The 16,366-nt window shown below is 37.6% G+C and carries 13 protein-coding genes; 8 read left to right on the forward strand and 5 right to left on the reverse strand.

Annotated elements, in window-relative coordinates; translation table 11 throughout:
* Positions 1-133 precede the first annotated feature (133 nt).
* From O9X84_RS07320 to O9X84_RS07355, 8 genes are all read left to right on the forward strand, one after another.
* Positions 134-2,749: a tetratricopeptide repeat protein gene (locus O9X84_RS07320; protein WP_269519026.1), complete on the forward strand. Its 2,616-nt coding sequence runs from the start codon at positions 134-136 to the stop codon at positions 2,747-2,749.
* Between the two features lie 266 nt (positions 2,750-3,015).
* The gene (locus O9X84_RS07325) at positions 3,016-3,528 is read left to right on the forward strand and encodes a serine O-acetyltransferase (protein ID WP_269519027.1); all 513 of its coding nucleotides are present in this window, start codon (positions 3,016-3,018) and stop codon (positions 3,526-3,528) included.
* Between the two features lie 6 nt (positions 3,529-3,534).
* Positions 3,535-4,722 carry a glycosyltransferase family 2 protein gene (locus tag O9X84_RS07330; protein ID WP_269519028.1) on the forward strand — a complete coding sequence of 396 codons (1,188 nt, stop codon included), beginning with the start codon at positions 3,535-3,537 and terminating at the stop codon, positions 4,720-4,722.
* The gene (locus tag O9X84_RS07335; protein ID WP_269519029.1) at positions 4,719-5,885 is read left to right on the forward strand and encodes a hypothetical protein; all 1,167 of its coding nucleotides are present in this window, start codon (positions 4,719-4,721) and stop codon (positions 5,883-5,885) included. Before O9X84_RS07330 ends, O9X84_RS07335 begins: the two co-directional genes overlap by 4 nt.
* A 1-nt stretch (position 5,886) precedes the next feature.
* Positions 5,887-6,867: a polysaccharide deacetylase family protein gene (locus O9X84_RS07340; protein WP_269519030.1), complete on the forward strand. Its 981-nt coding sequence runs from the start codon at positions 5,887-5,889 to the stop codon at positions 6,865-6,867.
* 1 nt (position 6,868) lies between these two features.
* A complete protein-coding gene (locus O9X84_RS07345) occupies positions 6,869-7,912 on the forward strand; it encodes a glycosyltransferase family 4 protein (protein ID WP_269519031.1) in 1,044 nt (347 codons plus the stop codon).
* Complete coding sequence (locus O9X84_RS07350; protein WP_269519032.1) at positions 7,912-9,030, forward strand: glycosyltransferase; 1,119 nt, start codon at positions 7,912-7,914, stop codon at positions 9,028-9,030. The genes O9X84_RS07345 and O9X84_RS07350 overlap by 1 nt, the downstream gene beginning before the upstream one ends.
* 42 nt (positions 9,031-9,072) lie before the next feature.
* The gene (locus O9X84_RS07355; RefSeq protein ID WP_269519033.1) at positions 9,073-9,864 is read left to right on the forward strand and encodes a polysaccharide pyruvyl transferase family protein; all 792 of its coding nucleotides are present in this window, start codon (positions 9,073-9,075) and stop codon (positions 9,862-9,864) included.
* On the opposite strand, the gene O9X84_RS07360 is transcribed toward O9X84_RS07355, so the two are convergent.
* From O9X84_RS07360 to O9X84_RS07380, 5 genes are all read right to left on the reverse strand, one after another.
* Positions 9,857-11,281, reverse strand: a complete 1,425-nt coding sequence (locus tag O9X84_RS07360) for an oligosaccharide flippase family protein (protein ID WP_269519035.1) — start codon at positions 11,279-11,281, stop codon at positions 9,857-9,859. The two genes, O9X84_RS07355 and O9X84_RS07360, sit on opposite strands and share 8 nt — an antisense overlap.
* Positions 11,282-11,369: 88 nt before the next feature.
* Positions 11,370-12,254 (reverse strand): hypothetical protein, encoded by an 885-nt coding sequence (locus tag O9X84_RS07365; RefSeq protein ID WP_269519036.1) that lies wholly within the window; start codon positions 12,252-12,254, stop codon positions 11,370-11,372.
* 166 nt (positions 12,255-12,420) lie between these two features.
* The gene (locus O9X84_RS07370) at positions 12,421-13,161 is read right to left on the reverse strand and encodes an endonuclease/exonuclease/phosphatase family protein (RefSeq protein WP_269519037.1); all 741 of its coding nucleotides are present in this window, start codon (positions 13,159-13,161) and stop codon (positions 12,421-12,423) included.
* A 255-nt stretch (positions 13,162-13,416) separates the two neighbouring features.
* Positions 13,417-15,372, reverse strand: coding sequence for an acyltransferase family protein (locus O9X84_RS07375; protein ID WP_269519038.1), 1,956 nt, complete (start codon positions 15,370-15,372; stop codon positions 13,417-13,419).
* Positions 15,373-15,416: 44 nt separating this feature from the next.
* A complete protein-coding gene (locus O9X84_RS07380) occupies positions 15,417-16,343 on the reverse strand; it encodes a glycosyltransferase family 2 protein (protein ID WP_269519039.1) in 927 nt (308 codons plus the stop codon).
* Positions 16,344-16,366: the final 23 nt, after the last annotated feature.

Raw genomic sequence — 16,366 nt, forward strand, 5'->3', positions numbered from 1 at the left:
GTTTCTTTTCTCTAATGACTTAGTTACAGTAATCACAATAATACAAAATTTGGTAATCCCTAACATGAAACAATGTGCTGTCATCATATTGATAACTACTTTTCTAATAGCTTGTAGTAATGAAGGCACCCAAATGAGTATTCCAGAAATTGAAAAACTCATTGTTAATAGAGATGTCGCCCAAGCATCTATTATCATTAAACAAAAGCTTCAAAACACTCCAGATAATATTCAACTTCGTCGACTGTTAGCTGAAACACATTTGCTGAGGGGTCACTATGAAAATGCAGAAAAGGAATTTCTAAAAGCAGAGAAGCTTGAAGAAAAGCCAGACTTCAGCCAAAGCTTCTACGATAGCTATGCAGAAACTCTGTTTTTTACAGAAAATTATTTTTTGTTAGAAAAACTGAATCAAAATATTTCCTACCTCCCAACAACAGCACAGGAAATACTAGTATTAACTAAAGTAAACAAGGGCTTTAAGTTAAAGGAAGACTCACTGGCTTTACTTCTAACCGAAGACCGCAACCGAGACGCTTTTGAACGGATAAATACAAGCTCATCAGTCAATCAAGACAACTACTTTATTGCATATCAGCTCGTGAGAGCCTTATTAAAAGAGCAAGATTACAAATCTGCTCAGATTATTTCTGAAAAAATGACCAAAGTTAGGAAGCAAGACTTTCGACCTAAATTTTATGCAATGATAGCCAGTTATAAGCTAAACGAATTAGAAAAGGCAAATCGTTATGCAGACAACATTTTAGAAAATAATAAGAACAGTGCTATCGCAAACCTTACAAAAGCGGCTTATTTTTTGGACAGAAAAGAGTTTGAGCAGTCAAAAAAATATGCTGACCTATCGATAAATGCTGGATTAAATAATGCAGATGTCAGAATAATCGCTGGCGTGGCTCATTATCAACTGCAAAATTATGAGCGAGCGTACGAACACTTTTCTAGAATAAAGTCAGATATAAAAAGAAATAGCGTAATTTATACTTACATTGTAGCCACAGAGCTTGAGTTGGGTATAGCAGACACAAGTGACTTCCAACTTCAAGAGAGCGACCTCAGTGCTTTGCAAGGTTTAAAAATAGTAGACGATTTAGAATTGGAAGGTAATCAAATAGGCGCTGACGTTCTAGTAAATAAAATTTCTAAATTGAGCCTAAGCGACACAAGCATTAGCAAAACTGTAAACCTATTCTTGCAATCAAAGGGCAAGCGTGCTTTTACTGAAGACGACTTCAAAACGATATTATCAACAGAATCTACGCAAGAAAGACAGCTTTACATTAGCACATTCATTGCTGGTGGAGATATTAAGTCTGCGTTTGAGGCTTTAAACCACTGGCTTGCTAAAAGCCCTGAAGATATCGATTTGTTGACGCTTAAAGGCGCAACATTATTGAAGTCCAATAGAACGGAAGAAGCAAAAGAGGTCTTTTTAAAAATTATCAATATAGATAATCAGAATCCAAGAGCTAATACGTTTATAGCGGCAGATAAACTTTCGAACGCTGACTATGAAGGCGCCATAGAAGGTTTCAAAAAAGTGTTGTCTATGACTTATACACCAAATGCTACGGCAGGTTTGATTAGGGCTGCAAATCTTACGGATTCACTAGACGATAATTTCAATTGGTTAGTTTCACTTAATGCGAGACAATCCAATAAGAACGCTAACCTTTCAACCGATATAGCCTTTATCTATTTAAAGAAAGGAAATGTGAAAGAAGCATTAAAACTTTTGAAAGATGTAGAAACTCAATCAAACTTGCCAAACCGATTTTTTATGTTGAAATCTTCTATACTCGCTAGTGAAGAAAATCACAAAGAATTGGAACAAACGATGACCGCTTGGAGAGAGAGTAATGGCTTGAATAATCAGTTTGTCTCATTTTCTCTCGAGCTTTATGAAAGACAAAAGGAGTGGGCAAAAGGGTTAAGTTTGATTGAGGAGATTAAGGACTTAGGTCAACGAGACTTACCGACAGTACTGTCAGGTTGGGAGGCCTATTTTTTAGCTCGTAATAACAACCTCTTTGAAGCTGAAAGAGCACTTAATTCAATTTCTAGCGACACTTCTAATTACTACGCAGATAAAGCAAGAGGCTTTATCTCAGCTTCAAACTCTAGGTGGATTGAAGCGGCGAAATCGTTTGAATCGACCTATGCTCAAGACCAATCCACAGAAAATGCAATTCTTCTACTAAAAGCTTACTTGGCCACTGATAATAAGGTGAAAATTGAGAAAATTGCGCAAAAACACATGACTCAATATCCCGAAGATGTTGGTTTCAAAGTTCGTTATGCTGAATGGCTTTTCGTTAAAGCACCTTCGGATGCAATCGTGTTCTATGAAAAAATGGTCGAAGATGAGTTAGCAAATATTAATGTATACAATAACCTTTCTTGGCTACTGCAGGAACGAGGGGACTTAGTAGATGCAAACAAATATATTGAACAAGCCATCGAACTCGACAGAAACGATATTAACGTTATTGATACCGCAATTTCCATAAAGTTAAAATTAGGTAAAGATAAAGAAGCTTTAGAGCTTGCGGCTAACCTTTACCAAAACGCTGAAGATAGTTTTAAATCAGGGGCTCTCTTTGTTAAAACATTAATTGCAACTGGCGATAACCAAAGTGCTAAAGTTTTATTGAAGAAATTGAGTCCTAAAAATAGTAAAGAATCGTCAGTTAAAAAATATTACGAACGCAAACTAAGTTCTAGATTTTGATAAACAAGATACTCAGTGCAAAGCATAGACCACCTTTGCACGCTAAATAAACATCGCATGCAATAAGTTGCTTTTTATAATTAATGATCAAGGCACAAAAGTTTCCCAGGGCTAATATCTCAGAGATACGCATCGGATAAATCATAATAAAAAGTAAAAATTTACCCGAAATTGTTACAATACCATCTGTATGTTTGATTAAACACGAAGCGTTATTTGTTATTTTAATGATTAATCTGTAACTAGGAAGAGCTGAAATTTCTACTATGCCGTCGACATTGAAACTAATAAAATCTGATCTCAAAAGAAAACAAGAAATTTTTCGTAGTGATGGCGCCGACATTTCGTTTTTAAGAACGTGTTTTACTGATGGGACTAGTGCTAATATTCTATTTCGTATAGCTTCTAAGTGCGCGAGCTACAAATTACTAGCACCTGCAGCATTACTTTTTCAACACATCAACAGAGTATACAATGGTTGTGTCATTGGCGTGAAAGCCGAGTTTGGTCCTGGCTTTGTAATCATGCACCCTATTGGAGTAGTTATAAACTCTAAAGTAAAAGGCGGTGCAAATATAACTTTAGAAAGCGGTGTAGTAATGGGAGATGAAAAAGGAAAGTCCCCTACTCTCGGAAATCATATATTCATAGGTACTGGTGCTAAAATTTTCGGCCCAATCACCTTGGGTGACAATGTTAAAGTAGGTGCAAATGCTGTGGTGGTAAAAGACGTTAAGTCAAATAAAACTGCGCTCGGCATTCCTGCTAAATCAAAGTAAGTTTAGATGAAGTATATTGAAATTATATTCTGGGTTGTTTCTTTAGCTATTATTTACAGCTATATATTTTACCCCGTTGTTTTATTATCGGTAAGCGCTTTAACCCAGTGTGTAAGAGATACTCGTTATACATTGAAAAAGAAAGAACGCCGCATAAACCCAATTAACGATTCGACAGTCACCATTGTTGTATCAGCTTTTAACGAAGAAAGCTGCATAGGGGAACGAATAAAAAATCTCCTAGCATTGGACTATCCAGCTGAAAATATTAAATTTTTTGTTGCATCTGATGGCAGTACAGATAACACAAATTCAATACTAGCGTCATTTGACGACCCTCGTTTGGTTACTTTCATATTTAACGAAAACAGAGGTAAGATAAATGTATTGAATGATTTATTAGAGCAAGTTACTTCAGATATAACAATTTTTACGGATGCAAATACGTCTTTTGAGAAAGGCGCGGTTACTCAACTTGTTACCTCCATTAGTCAGGAAGGAATAGGCGCTGTTTGTGGGGAATTGCTCTTGGTAGATTCTCATTCTGGTGATAACAAAGACAACCTTTATTGGAAGTACGAGCAAGTTCTCAAGTTTCATGAGTCAAGATTAGATGCTTTGCTAGGTGCAAACGGTGGGATATATGCAATTAAAACCAAATATTACATCCCACTTCCAAGCAACACGATTATTGATGACTTTTGTATAGTCATGAATGTAGCGCGCCAAAATCAATCCATCCTTTATACTCCACAAGCAAGGGCAACTGAAGAAATAGCGCCCAGCATGCAAGATGAGGCTAATCGGCGTATTCGAATTGGTGCAGGCAATTATCAGGCATTGGCAATGCTTAGCTGGTTACTCAATCCAAAATATAAATGGCGTTGTTTCTCGTATATAAGTCATAAAGTTCTCCGTTGGTTTGTGCCACATTTTATGATCATATCTTTTACCTGTAACCTAGCTTTGCTGTGGCATAATGAACTAATCTATTCACTAATATTAATAGCGCATAGTGGGTTTTACATACTAGCCATTCTGGGCAGACTCAAATGGTTTAATCGCGTACCTGTCTTTGGCCATCTCGCTTCCCTAATCGCTTTCTTTGTATCTATGAACATCTCTCTTTTTCGTGGCTATATTAGATATTTAACAAGTAATTTATCTGCTACTTGGCAAAGGACATCTCGATGATCGCATCATTTGCATTTACCCTATTCGCTTTACTCATAGTGGCTTTTCTTTACATCGTCAAAAAGAAAAAAATGCAAAGCTGGCTATGGAATTATGCAAAAAGCCGACTTGCAAATAGACCAAAAATAGAGCAAACCAGACATATCATGTTCTGTTTTGTTGACCACTATGAACCTCAGTGGAAAAATAAAAATAATATTGAGCTCGAGAGACAGCGTGTCGACAGGTGGATGACAGATTACCCAAAGATGGCATCTAAATTTGTGGACTCTGATGGCTGTCATCCAAAGCACAGCTTTTTCTTTCCGGAGGAAGAGTATAGAAAAGAACATTTAGATAAAATTTCAGACCTGTGTGCTAAAGGATTTGGAGAAATTGAAATTCATCTACACCACGAAAACGACACAAGCGATAACCTAAGAAAAACGTTGTCGGGCTTCGCCCAATGCCTTCACGAAGAGCACAATGCATTAAGTATTGACCCTTCCACAGGAAAGCCTACTTATGCATTCATTCACGGTAATTGGGTACTGGATAATTCTCACCCGAAAGGACACTGGTGCGGTGTAAATGACGAACTGATAGTTTTAAAGGAAACTGGATGTTACGCAGATTTCACCTTCCCATCACCGGATGAATCACAACCAGCAATGCTCAATACAATCTATTACGCAAAGGACGATCCTAATAAGCCAAAGTCTTACGAAAATGGCCAACCAATCAAGAAATATGGTAAGTCGTGGGGAGACCTACTTTTAATACAAGGAGTATTGAGTTTAAATTGGAAAGTAAAAAAGAAAGGAATTTTTCCGCAGATAGAAAACTCTGACGTTCGCAAAGCATTTCCTCCTTCTACTAACAGAGTTGATTTGTGGGTTGAGCAGAATATTCATGTTGAAGGTAAACCTGAGTGGACGTTTATTAAAGTGCACACACATGGGGCCCAAGATGGTGACATGGATACACTTCTAGGTAATCCAATAGAAGAAATGCACAGCTATCTGACTTCTCGTTATAACGATGGGGATGAATATGCGCTCCATTATGTATCCGCTAGAGAAATGTACAATATTGTAAAAGCCGCAGAAGCTGGGAAAGAAGGAAGCCCTAATGATTTTAGGGACTATGTACTATCAGCACCGACGTTCAAAAAGCTATCATAACATGATCTCCAGAATCAAAATGAAACTAGGTCGCATGCTTGGCCTCGACGAGATTAGATGGCGTTCATGTCCCAATGGACTCTACAGCGTTAATTTTCATCGAATAGGTAGTATGCAGGAGACTGAATTTGACCCTTGCGTTTATTCATGTACGGCGGTAGAACTCGATAGGCACATAAGGTTTTTCAAGCAGCATTTCGAGATAATAGATCTGAAAACACTATCAGAGTTGATAAAAGAGAGAAAAAAATTAACCTCTAAATTCATGTGCTTAACATTTGACGATGGGTATATTGATAACTTTAGTCATGCACTACCGATACTTAAATCCAATAATGTAAGTGCAACCTTCTTCATTGCGACAGGCTTGATAGGAAGTACTATAGTTCCTTGGTGGGATAAAATCGCATACTTAATAAAGTATCATCAGCCAAAAACCCTGAGACTCGATGCGTGGAAGGATGAAGTGGTATACGTGAACAGCCAAGAGCAATTCATAAGAAGCGTATTGCATGCAGTTAAAAGTTGTAAGCTACCTGCGCAAGCGCAAATTGAATTATTAGAACAAAAACTGCTTCATCAAAATGGCTATCCGCGACCCGAGTTTATGGATTGGCATCATCTTAATGATCTTATTAAATCAGGTATGGAAATTGGTGCGCATTCACATAACCACGATATTCTCACCAAATTATCGGAAGATGAACTCTCCTATGAATTAAATCATTCAAAAATGCTTTTAGAAACTCAGCTAAAAAGTAGGATATCTGCTTTTTCATACCCTGTTGGAAATAAGTCGACATACAATAAGCAAGTTATTGATGAACTTAAAAGTACAGGATACGATCTTGCTTTCAATTTCCAACCTGGGATTAACACCTCCCCATGTAATACTCCTTATGACTTACATCGGTTCCCAATTGCGCCAGGCATGATCGAGGAAGATATAAAGCGCATGTTTAGCTATGCAAAGAAGTACTGACATGCGAATTCTACATTGTGTTAGCAGCCTGAAAGTCGGGGGCGCAGAGAAGTGCGTTAAGAATTTAGTTAAAGCACAAAACCAAAAAAACTTAAGTGTCGAAATACTGTCATTTGGACATAAAAGTGATTCGTTTCAGAAAGAAATTGAAGCGCTAGGCGTAAACGTCGTTAATATCAATGGTAATATCGTAAAGCGATTATGGCTAGCAGCCAAAGTCATAATGAAATTTTCGAGTATTCATATTCATTCACCTGCAGTTATTAAAGCATTTGCCCCTATCTTTCCTATTCTCCTATTGAAACGGGTTATCTACACTATACATGGAGAAATTGAACCGCCTATTAGCTTTGTTAAAGGTTCGCATAAACTAGCTCGCCTTTATCTTAATAATATTTTTGCCGTTTCCGAAAGTATTAAACAAGGAATTCGTGTTCGTTATGGCTGGTCCTCCTGTGCTGTGACAGTTGTAAATAATGGCGTGTACTGCCAGAAGAATCCCAATGATATCGCCCAACAATCCTTCCTAAATCTGTGTACTGTATGTCGTCTTGTGCCACTTAAGAATATTAGTCAATTGGTAGAAGAGTTTGCCCGCCGGAATCTTGCCGATTACGCTGTATTGAATATTTTTGGTGATGGACCCGAGCGAGAGCAGATAGAGCGCTTAGTCAGTAAGCACAAGCTACATGGCGCAGTAGTTATGCATGGGGAAATACTCGATGAAGATATGATATATTCTCAACAGGATTTGCTTCTAATTAACTCAACAACGGAAGGCTTACCAATGTCTCTACTTGAGGCCATGGCGCGAGGCATACCGGCATTGTCCACGTCAGTAGGACAAATACCAAATCTGCTCTCTCAGAACGAGAACGGATTCACCTATCCCGTTAACGATACCGATGGTTGGTACAGACTTTTATTGTCACAGATAAGAGACCGCAATAACTTAATTCAGGTTGGACGACGCGCTTTTGCCTTTGTTAAACAGAATTATGCTATCGACGATGTGTCTTCTGTTTACGAAGCAAAATATCGATAATGAAAAAAAACATTTTATTTTTTACTAACTTGCACCCGCTCCCATGGCAATCAACCAGAGCGACCTATAATCGAGAAGAAACTCGCCATCTAGATGAACATGCAAATATAACCCTTTTGATTCCAGTCCCATGGTTTACATGGATAAAGGAGGTGTTAATTAATGGCCACCGTGGTGAGTCAAACATGTACTTTTTTCCTTTTTTCTATATTCCTAAAGCGCTAAGTTTCCTACACCCTTTTTTCATGCTGGCTTCAGTCATCGTGTGTGTAAAGCCTTTACTATTATTCGCTAAAGCGCAGAATGTAATTGCAAGCTGGGCCTACGCTGAAGGTGTCTGTGCATCAATATTAAAACGCTTTTTTCGCTTTAGATTGATAATCGAATGCCTTGGAAGTGACGTAAATGCACTTATGAATAAGCCGTTGCACAGAGCGCAAATGCGTTGGGCATTTCAAGCAGCTAATTATGTATCGACCAAAAGTGTCGCATTAGCGGAAGTCGTAAAAAGACATGCCCCGTTAGTAGAACCTGTAGTCATTTATAATGGTGTTGATTTTGAAAGTTTTCCTCTGCGCACAACTTCTCCATTTCAAAATGAATCTGTAAGCCTAGTTTTTATCGGTTCAATCATACCGACAAAAGGAATATTTGAGCTTGTAGAGGGTATTGGAGTATTAAAAGATAGGTACCCAATATCACTTAAGATAATTGGTGTGGGGCCCAGTACAGGCCACCTCAGAGATAAAATCCTGTCCCTTGGACTTCAAGATTCCATTTCATTAATAGGTGCGGTTCCACACGATGGTTTAAGTAACTACATTCAAGAAGCTGATGCGCTAATACTTCCAAGTTATAGAGAAGGCGTTCCCAATGTAATTATGGAGTCCTTAGCTTCAGGAACTCCAGTTATTGTTACAAGAGTTGGAGGAATTCCCGAAGTTGTTTCATCGACTCTAAACGGAGTTTTTATTGACGACCTTTCAGCTTCAGGTGTTGCTGAAGCGATACATAACATAAAAAATCAGAGTTGGAATCCGGCACTAATAAGGCAATCGATTCACGCATACACATGGGAAAATACGGCACTAAGATTAGTGAAGTACCTATGTGAGTAACATTTACTTTTTACTAAACTACAGTCTTTACAGAGAATATTTATGATTATCAATGCTCATAGAAGCAACGTTAAAAATATTGGAGACCTTCTTTCGTCTCCACTCCACTACTATAACTTTAACCAAAAGACTTTAGTATTAGACATCCATGATCACATCAACAAGATTGAGTTAATCTCAAAGAGCCTGCAGTTGCTACCAATCAAAACAAACATTATTGTTGGAGGAGGCGGTTTACTCGACAATGAATATTTTGAAGAGAGTATACAAAGACTTAACAATCTTAAAGTGAATAGCATAATTTATTGGGGCGTGGGCCACAATAAACATGACGATGACCATGTCAAAAGAATATATCCTTCCACAAAAACGTATCTAGATAACTCTTCACTCTATGGCGTTAGAGACAAGCTAACAGGCTATGAATTTTTACCATGCGTAAGCTGTATGCATCCGAAACTGTTAGAAAAACACCCTGTAATTAATGACAAGGTTATTTTTGAGCATGAGCACATACCTGTGAATATTGATTCTGACATCCCTCGCATGAAAAATGACCAAGAGGATTTTTCTAAAGTCATTGAGTTTTTGGGAAGTGCAAATTACGTAATTACTAACAGCTATCACGGAATGTACTGGTCAATATTGATGGGTAAAAAGGTAGTTTGTATCCCTTTTTCATCTAAATTTGCGTTATTCCCTTTTGAAACTCCGATGGGTAAAGAAAGCGAAATAGATCACCTTCTACAACAAGCGAAAGTTCATGAAAATGCAATTGATTATTGCAGGGAACTGAATAACGACTTTTATTCAAAAGTGATGAATATTATTTAATCAGCTGATTTTTAAACTTCGTTAATGACGTGTTATATAAAAGTTTTAAAGTAGCAAAATATGTAAGTACTCCAATCACTATTTTACACAACAATTCGATTACATTTGATTCTATAGCTAAAAAATGTTCAAAAGAAAATATGGCTAAAGCCATTACAACAGTTGAAGCTACTGGTGCCTTGAACTCGCGAAAAAAACCGCTTAGCTCAAGGTATCGGTTTGAATCTCTTACGTGAAGAAAATACCACAATAGTTCTCCACAAAACACGAAAATAAGTGCTATTGTAATTGAGAACTGGCTACCAATCAGCCAAGCAATTGTTGTTAATACAAGTGCAAGTAGAGCCTGGATGACCTTTCTCGTGCCATTACCAGCGGCGAACAATCCAATACCACTAATTTCTTTTAGTGAATTTACTACTTGCATTAAGCAAAGAACTTGTAGAATTGCAATCGCAGGGATCCACTTTTCGCCCAAGATAAGAGGAACAAAATTTTCCGCAGTCATAGATAAACCTATAAAAAGTGGAGCTGATATAAATACTGCGAAGAATACAGAGTCTTTAATATAACTGGCCAACAATACCTTATCAGTAGCTACTTTAGAGAATGTTGCTAGCGTTATGCTCTGCACAACTTTGGATACAAGGCTTACAGGCTTTTCAGAAATTGTTTTAGACATACGGTAAAAGCCTAAAATATTAGAAGCGTAAAAAGATTGAATAAAAAAAATGTCCAAACGATTGTTTATATCCCAAATAACCGCTGTAAAAAAACTACTATTAACATCCTCCCAAATACCTTTTGTTCTTTTGAAATCCAAACTGAAATTAAGAGGCTTCTTGCAGCACTGACGGAACAAAATCAGTGTTAAAATTTGAGACATCAATAGTGAATATATAATCGACCAATAACCAAATCCATAATGCGCCAAGGCCAAATTCATTATCGACTGAACGATGGTGATGGATACTTGAATTTTTGCAATTAACGTAAAGTTTAACTGCCTGTTCAATAGAACTAAGTAAATCAATTGAAATGGAGAGATGAGAATTAATATTCCGTTGACTAATATAAGCCCGCTAATACCAGGCCTGCCCAATACTCCTTCAAAACTTTCAGCAGATATCAATAATAATAGATAAAGTGAGAAGCTAATAACCACCAAAAGGGAGAAACTGGCATTAAGGTCTTCATCCGACAAATCCTTTTTTCGTATTAATGCACCAAAAAAACCTAGTTTGGACAACATCAATGCAAACCCAACTATCATCTCGCTAATTGCTAAAAATGCGAAATCTTCAGGGTAAAGTATTCTGACTACAAAGAGCGTTGAGACCCAAGAAAGACATTGACCAAAAACCCCCAAACTTAAACCTACTTTCAAGCCATTTTTAGCCTTACTTCCAATACTCAACCTTATTGCTCCATTAATTTAAAGATATATATAAGTAGACCGATGATTTATCGCCACTGCTTATCGTCGTGTTAATTAACCTATATATTCAAAGGACTTGCTCCAAACAGTTCCATAATAACCGATCTGGCCTGAGTGAAGTTTCATAGTAATGTTGATTGTCACACATCATCTGGGACCTTAAATCATCGTTGTTCTTCAAATATAAAACTGATTCCACACACTCATCCGCAGAGCTAAATTCTAAATAGTGCTTATTAACTTGAAGTTTCGGAACTTCATTTTCATTTGTTTCCGCTACAATAGCTTTAGAAGTAGCAATATACTCGCCAAATTTCCAACCGATTGAACCATGAAGCCCTGTCGATGCTACGCATATGTCATGATCTTTGAGGGCTGAGATGTAATTTTGCTTAGATGTTAAGTTAGTGTTCTTAATTACTAATTTAGGGTGCTCTTTTAATGCAAAATCAGTCGCCAGTAACCCTCCCGTAAAATGACTACCTAAAGCATCACGAAGCAATGTGATACATTTTGCTCGCTGCTCATTAATATCTCTTCTCTGCTGACTATACGCTTCGTCCACTTCAAAATAGCTATCAGAATTGATATCCCATAACCTTGCTAAGAAGAGAACTTTGGGGGGCTCTCTCATTACAGCAGCAGCATTAAGGGATGAGGTAGATACTTTGTAGTGCATTTTCCCCAAGAAATCAGCTTGTTTAATAACCTCTTTAAACCAATTGGGTGTTTTGTAAAACTTAGCACAACGCCTGAACCCAAAAAGATCAAATCCGTTTGGGTAAACCAGATAATTTAAGCCATATGGCTTAACTTTTGATATTAAATTCGGTTGCACAAATCGAGAATTGAAGCTGCGCTTAAAATAAACATCGCTTCTTTGTAGCGCACTTTCACTTAGCTCTGGGCTGTCAGCCATATCAAAACAGATTTTTTTTCTGTCAACGTCCATGTGTAAAATATTGCTCTGAACGCTGAATGGAACTACACACTCTCTGACACTTTTATCGAACTCTAACTTGAGATTAATTTTTCCTTGTCTATGGAGTAAAGCAAGACCAGTGTAGACTTGTTGTAAATGATTCGAATTGGTGTCAACGTACACCTTACAATTTGGCCTAGTCATTTTGACGTTCTTCCGGCAAGCTAATATTTCCTATAATAGGAAGATGATCGCTTCCTAAATTACTGTCTATCCAAGTGCGATTCGTCTTAAACGCTTTGCTAATGAGCAAATGATCAATTCTAGGTGTAAGCCAGCTATGAATCCGCGTAGAACCATAGCCGAGCCCTGTTTCAAGAAAGAGATTCTCAAACTCACCCCAGTATTCTCTATATTGAGGGTTCCTATCTGTAATATTAAAATCGCCTGCTACAATTAGAGGATTTGAATGAACATAATTACGTAGGGTTGACTTCACTAAACCAAATTCAATCGCTTTTGACTCTCGGAACAAACTTATCTTAGACAAAAACCCATCGAAAGACGAGAATTCGTACCCAAAATTGGATATTGATGCAAAATGCGTGTTCATAAGGAATATCTCGTTCTTGCCCATTTTAATGGAGTGCAACGAGGCAAACAGGCCCCACCCCCCCAGAGCACGTCTATCAATAACTTCGTAGTCTGTAATTGGATACCTTGATAAAATACATAACCGGGGCTTACAAGATGAGTATAGGTTGTTTGCAGCTGATGCTTCAAATTGCTTATCTCGTGCTTCTTGTACAAATAATACATCCAGTTCTCTGCTTTTAAACCATTCGTATAGCTTATACTCTTCAACTCGCTGAGCGACATTGAAAGACGCTATGTTGATGGTATTGAGCTGCAATTGATTTTTGTATTTTTCAGCCATATTGACTTGTATTGGAGATACAACAAATATCGTCAATAGAAGAAGAAAAAATACCCATGACTTAGCGGGTAACTTTGTGAAAATTATAGTCGTCGATAAGATAATTAAAATATAGTCTGGAATAAATTCAAGGAAGTAGCTTAGTGGGTGGTCTACAAAAAACGATAAATGAAGGCCCGCCAAAGTTATAATAACTAAAGAGGTACAAATCAGCGCGACAAACGAGACAATAACAGTAATCATTTTACCAATAACCTAATGTGACTCTGACTTCAGATATAACTCTCCAAACAATTTAGAGGCCTCGAATGTTATGTGGTCTTCATCAATATACACTAGGGTATTATCCATGGCGAGGTTGCAAGTCTCGCCTTTGCAGTAATATTTCTTTGTATCAATTATCTCTACTTCTTCGACACTGAAATGGGCTCTCACTTTTTCAAATATTACAGCCATCATTTCGTTCTCTAAATAAGGGATTTCACATGATGTATTGAGAGAGTACATCGCTTTTTTAAGCGGACAAGAAGGCTTAATTTCAGAATAGAACGCAGTATCTTTAAATAGAACTACTCTAGCGCTATGTTGCAATATGCTTTCAATCGTTTCAATTAGTCTTTGTTGAAAATATGAATATTTAGTTTGAGGATCTTTCAAAACAACACCATCAATCAAGATTGAGCTTGAGCCAAAGTTTGGCCAACTCCCCCCCATAAAAACTATGTCAGGTTTATGTTCGACTATGTAATTGTTGATCAATGTATTTCGTGCTTTACATGCTTGTGCTCTTGAATTTGATGTCCCCCACTCGAGTGAAAATAAGGGTACACACTGGTCTAAAGTATAATCAGTAACAGCAATATTCTTACTTTTGGCTACCACATCGATGAAACCAACCAAGTGGTTCGCATGTGAATCACCTATTAAAAATCCTTTTAAAGCGCCTTTTTCATCCCCTAATACGCATTGTGATAGAGGCAAATTGTTATACGATTTAAGAGATGAATGACAATCGCCTCTTAGTTCGTTAGATTTAAAACGTTTTGAATCTTCAAGCATCTGTACTTGTGGACTGAATCTTTCAGCAAAGCCGTTAAAACGCAATGACAGTTGATGTAAGATCATGATCACTACCAACGGGAGAATGAAAAAGAGTGCGACCGATGCTCTGTTAGAAATATTCATATTATGTCTTACACTATTTTCTACGAAACGCCACGACATAAAACCAAATAGAACCGTCAATACAGTGGCAATACCAATTTGAAGTGGACCTACAATTTCATAGCGATAGCTAATCCACGTAATTATTGGCCAATGCCACAAATAGATTGAATAAGACATCTTCCCAATAATTTGGAATATCGGTAAACACAATATTTTATAGCCAATTGAGCGTTCGTTATATTTAAAAATAAATATCGCTGTGAATAGACAAACATATAGCGCGTTTAAACCTGGGAAGCGGGTATTTTCATCGAAAGTAATGGCAAGTATCAACAACGAGATGAGTGCGCTGCCGGATACAATATGTGCTAATAACTGATTACGAATAATCTGGGGCCCTATAAGTCCAATTATACAACCAATACCTAACTCGAAAGCCCTAGTTGGAAGTAAATAATACGATGCGCCAAATGTAAAATTCAATGAAAGTTCTGAAAGTAGCGCACTCAAGGCTACTAGCAGTGATACGACTATAATAAGGAGCTTCTTCGAGTTTTTCTTATATAACGCGATAAAGAGTAGAGGCCACAATAAGTAAAACTGTTCTTCTATCGCCAAAGACCAAGTGTGTAAAAAAGGAGCGCTGGATGCACTCTCTGAGAAATAACCACCATAGTTCAACCAATGAAAAACATTAGCCAAATAAGCGCTAATCCACAAACTACCCTCTAGTGATTTTATCAAGTCTTGTGGAGACAAAATAAACCCAAACGCTCCGAGGGATAAAAAAACCATTACGAGAAGGGCTGGAGCTAAACGCTTTACACGTTTTATATAGAAGGTCGACAGGGAAAAGCTGTCGTTTGAACGTTGTACTAGAATTAGCCTACTTATAACGAAGCCAGAAATGACAAAGAATATGTCAACACCAATAAAGCCGCCGTCGAAAAACGGAATCTTAAAATGAGATAGAATAACGAGAATCACGGCAATGGCCCTTAAACCATCCACGTCTTTACGATAATAGTGCTGCACAGCTTTCATCTCAATTGCGATTCCATATCGCTACCACGATAATTGCAAAAATATTACCTACCATGAGTATGTTGGTATTCATTGTGTTTAATTCCCAAAAAGCCAGCGATAGTTCCTGCACCGGAACAGATCCTAAATAAGCCATCTACAAAAGTAGCTTTGTTCATGGTGAGAAGAGATTTCAAGATCAAGCCCCCTCCCCTTAAAAACCGTACCAATGATAGTGCAATGCATTTTATGAGGACTTTCCCGAAAGGCTCCTCAAACAAATGCGCTCGTGTATAGCCAATTCCTGACCGAAAACCGCGACGACAAAACCATTTTATGTTAGCTCTAGAGTCTGGAAACTCTTCTATTACTGGGGAGTTGGTATATATACATTTAAAGCCTTTAGACTGGCATTTAAGAGCAAAGTGATAATCACTGGCGCCGGTCATAGCGAACCGCTCATCAAAACATGGATGCATAGCTTTAAGAAGGTGACGAGAAAGTAAAAGATTGTTAGTGTAAAAAGTGGTTAAATACTGACCTTCTTCTAGGTGGTTTTGTGGGTATAATATTTCTGTCGCCCAATTTTTTCCCAGTCTCTCGTCTACTGAAACCACGTGGCTAGTTACAACATCAGTTTCAGAAACCAACGCTTTATTCACTAGTTTCATTAGCCAATCATCATTTTCAGGCCACTCATCATCATCAATAAACGCCAGAAAATCAGCGTTTAACAAAAGGAACTCCGAAACCACACGATTACGAGCAGCAACGATACCCCGGACTGGCTCAACCTTATAAGCTACGGGTGTAGAGTTTTCAGGCACGCAAAATGAGTCTACAACTGATTTAGTCGCAGGGTCGTTGGCATTATCCACCACAATAACACTGCATTTTATACCATCAGTTTTTTGTTTTATTAACTCACTCACAAGGCGTTTTAACCAACTTGGCCGTTTATAAGTAATAACTCCAATTACAACCTGTTTCAAAAAAACTCCGCTTGCGACCGATT

It is taken from the genome of Alteromonas sp. BMJM2 (assembly GCF_027257845.1).
Taxonomy (GTDB): domain Bacteria; phylum Pseudomonadota; class Gammaproteobacteria; order Enterobacterales; family Alteromonadaceae; genus Alteromonas.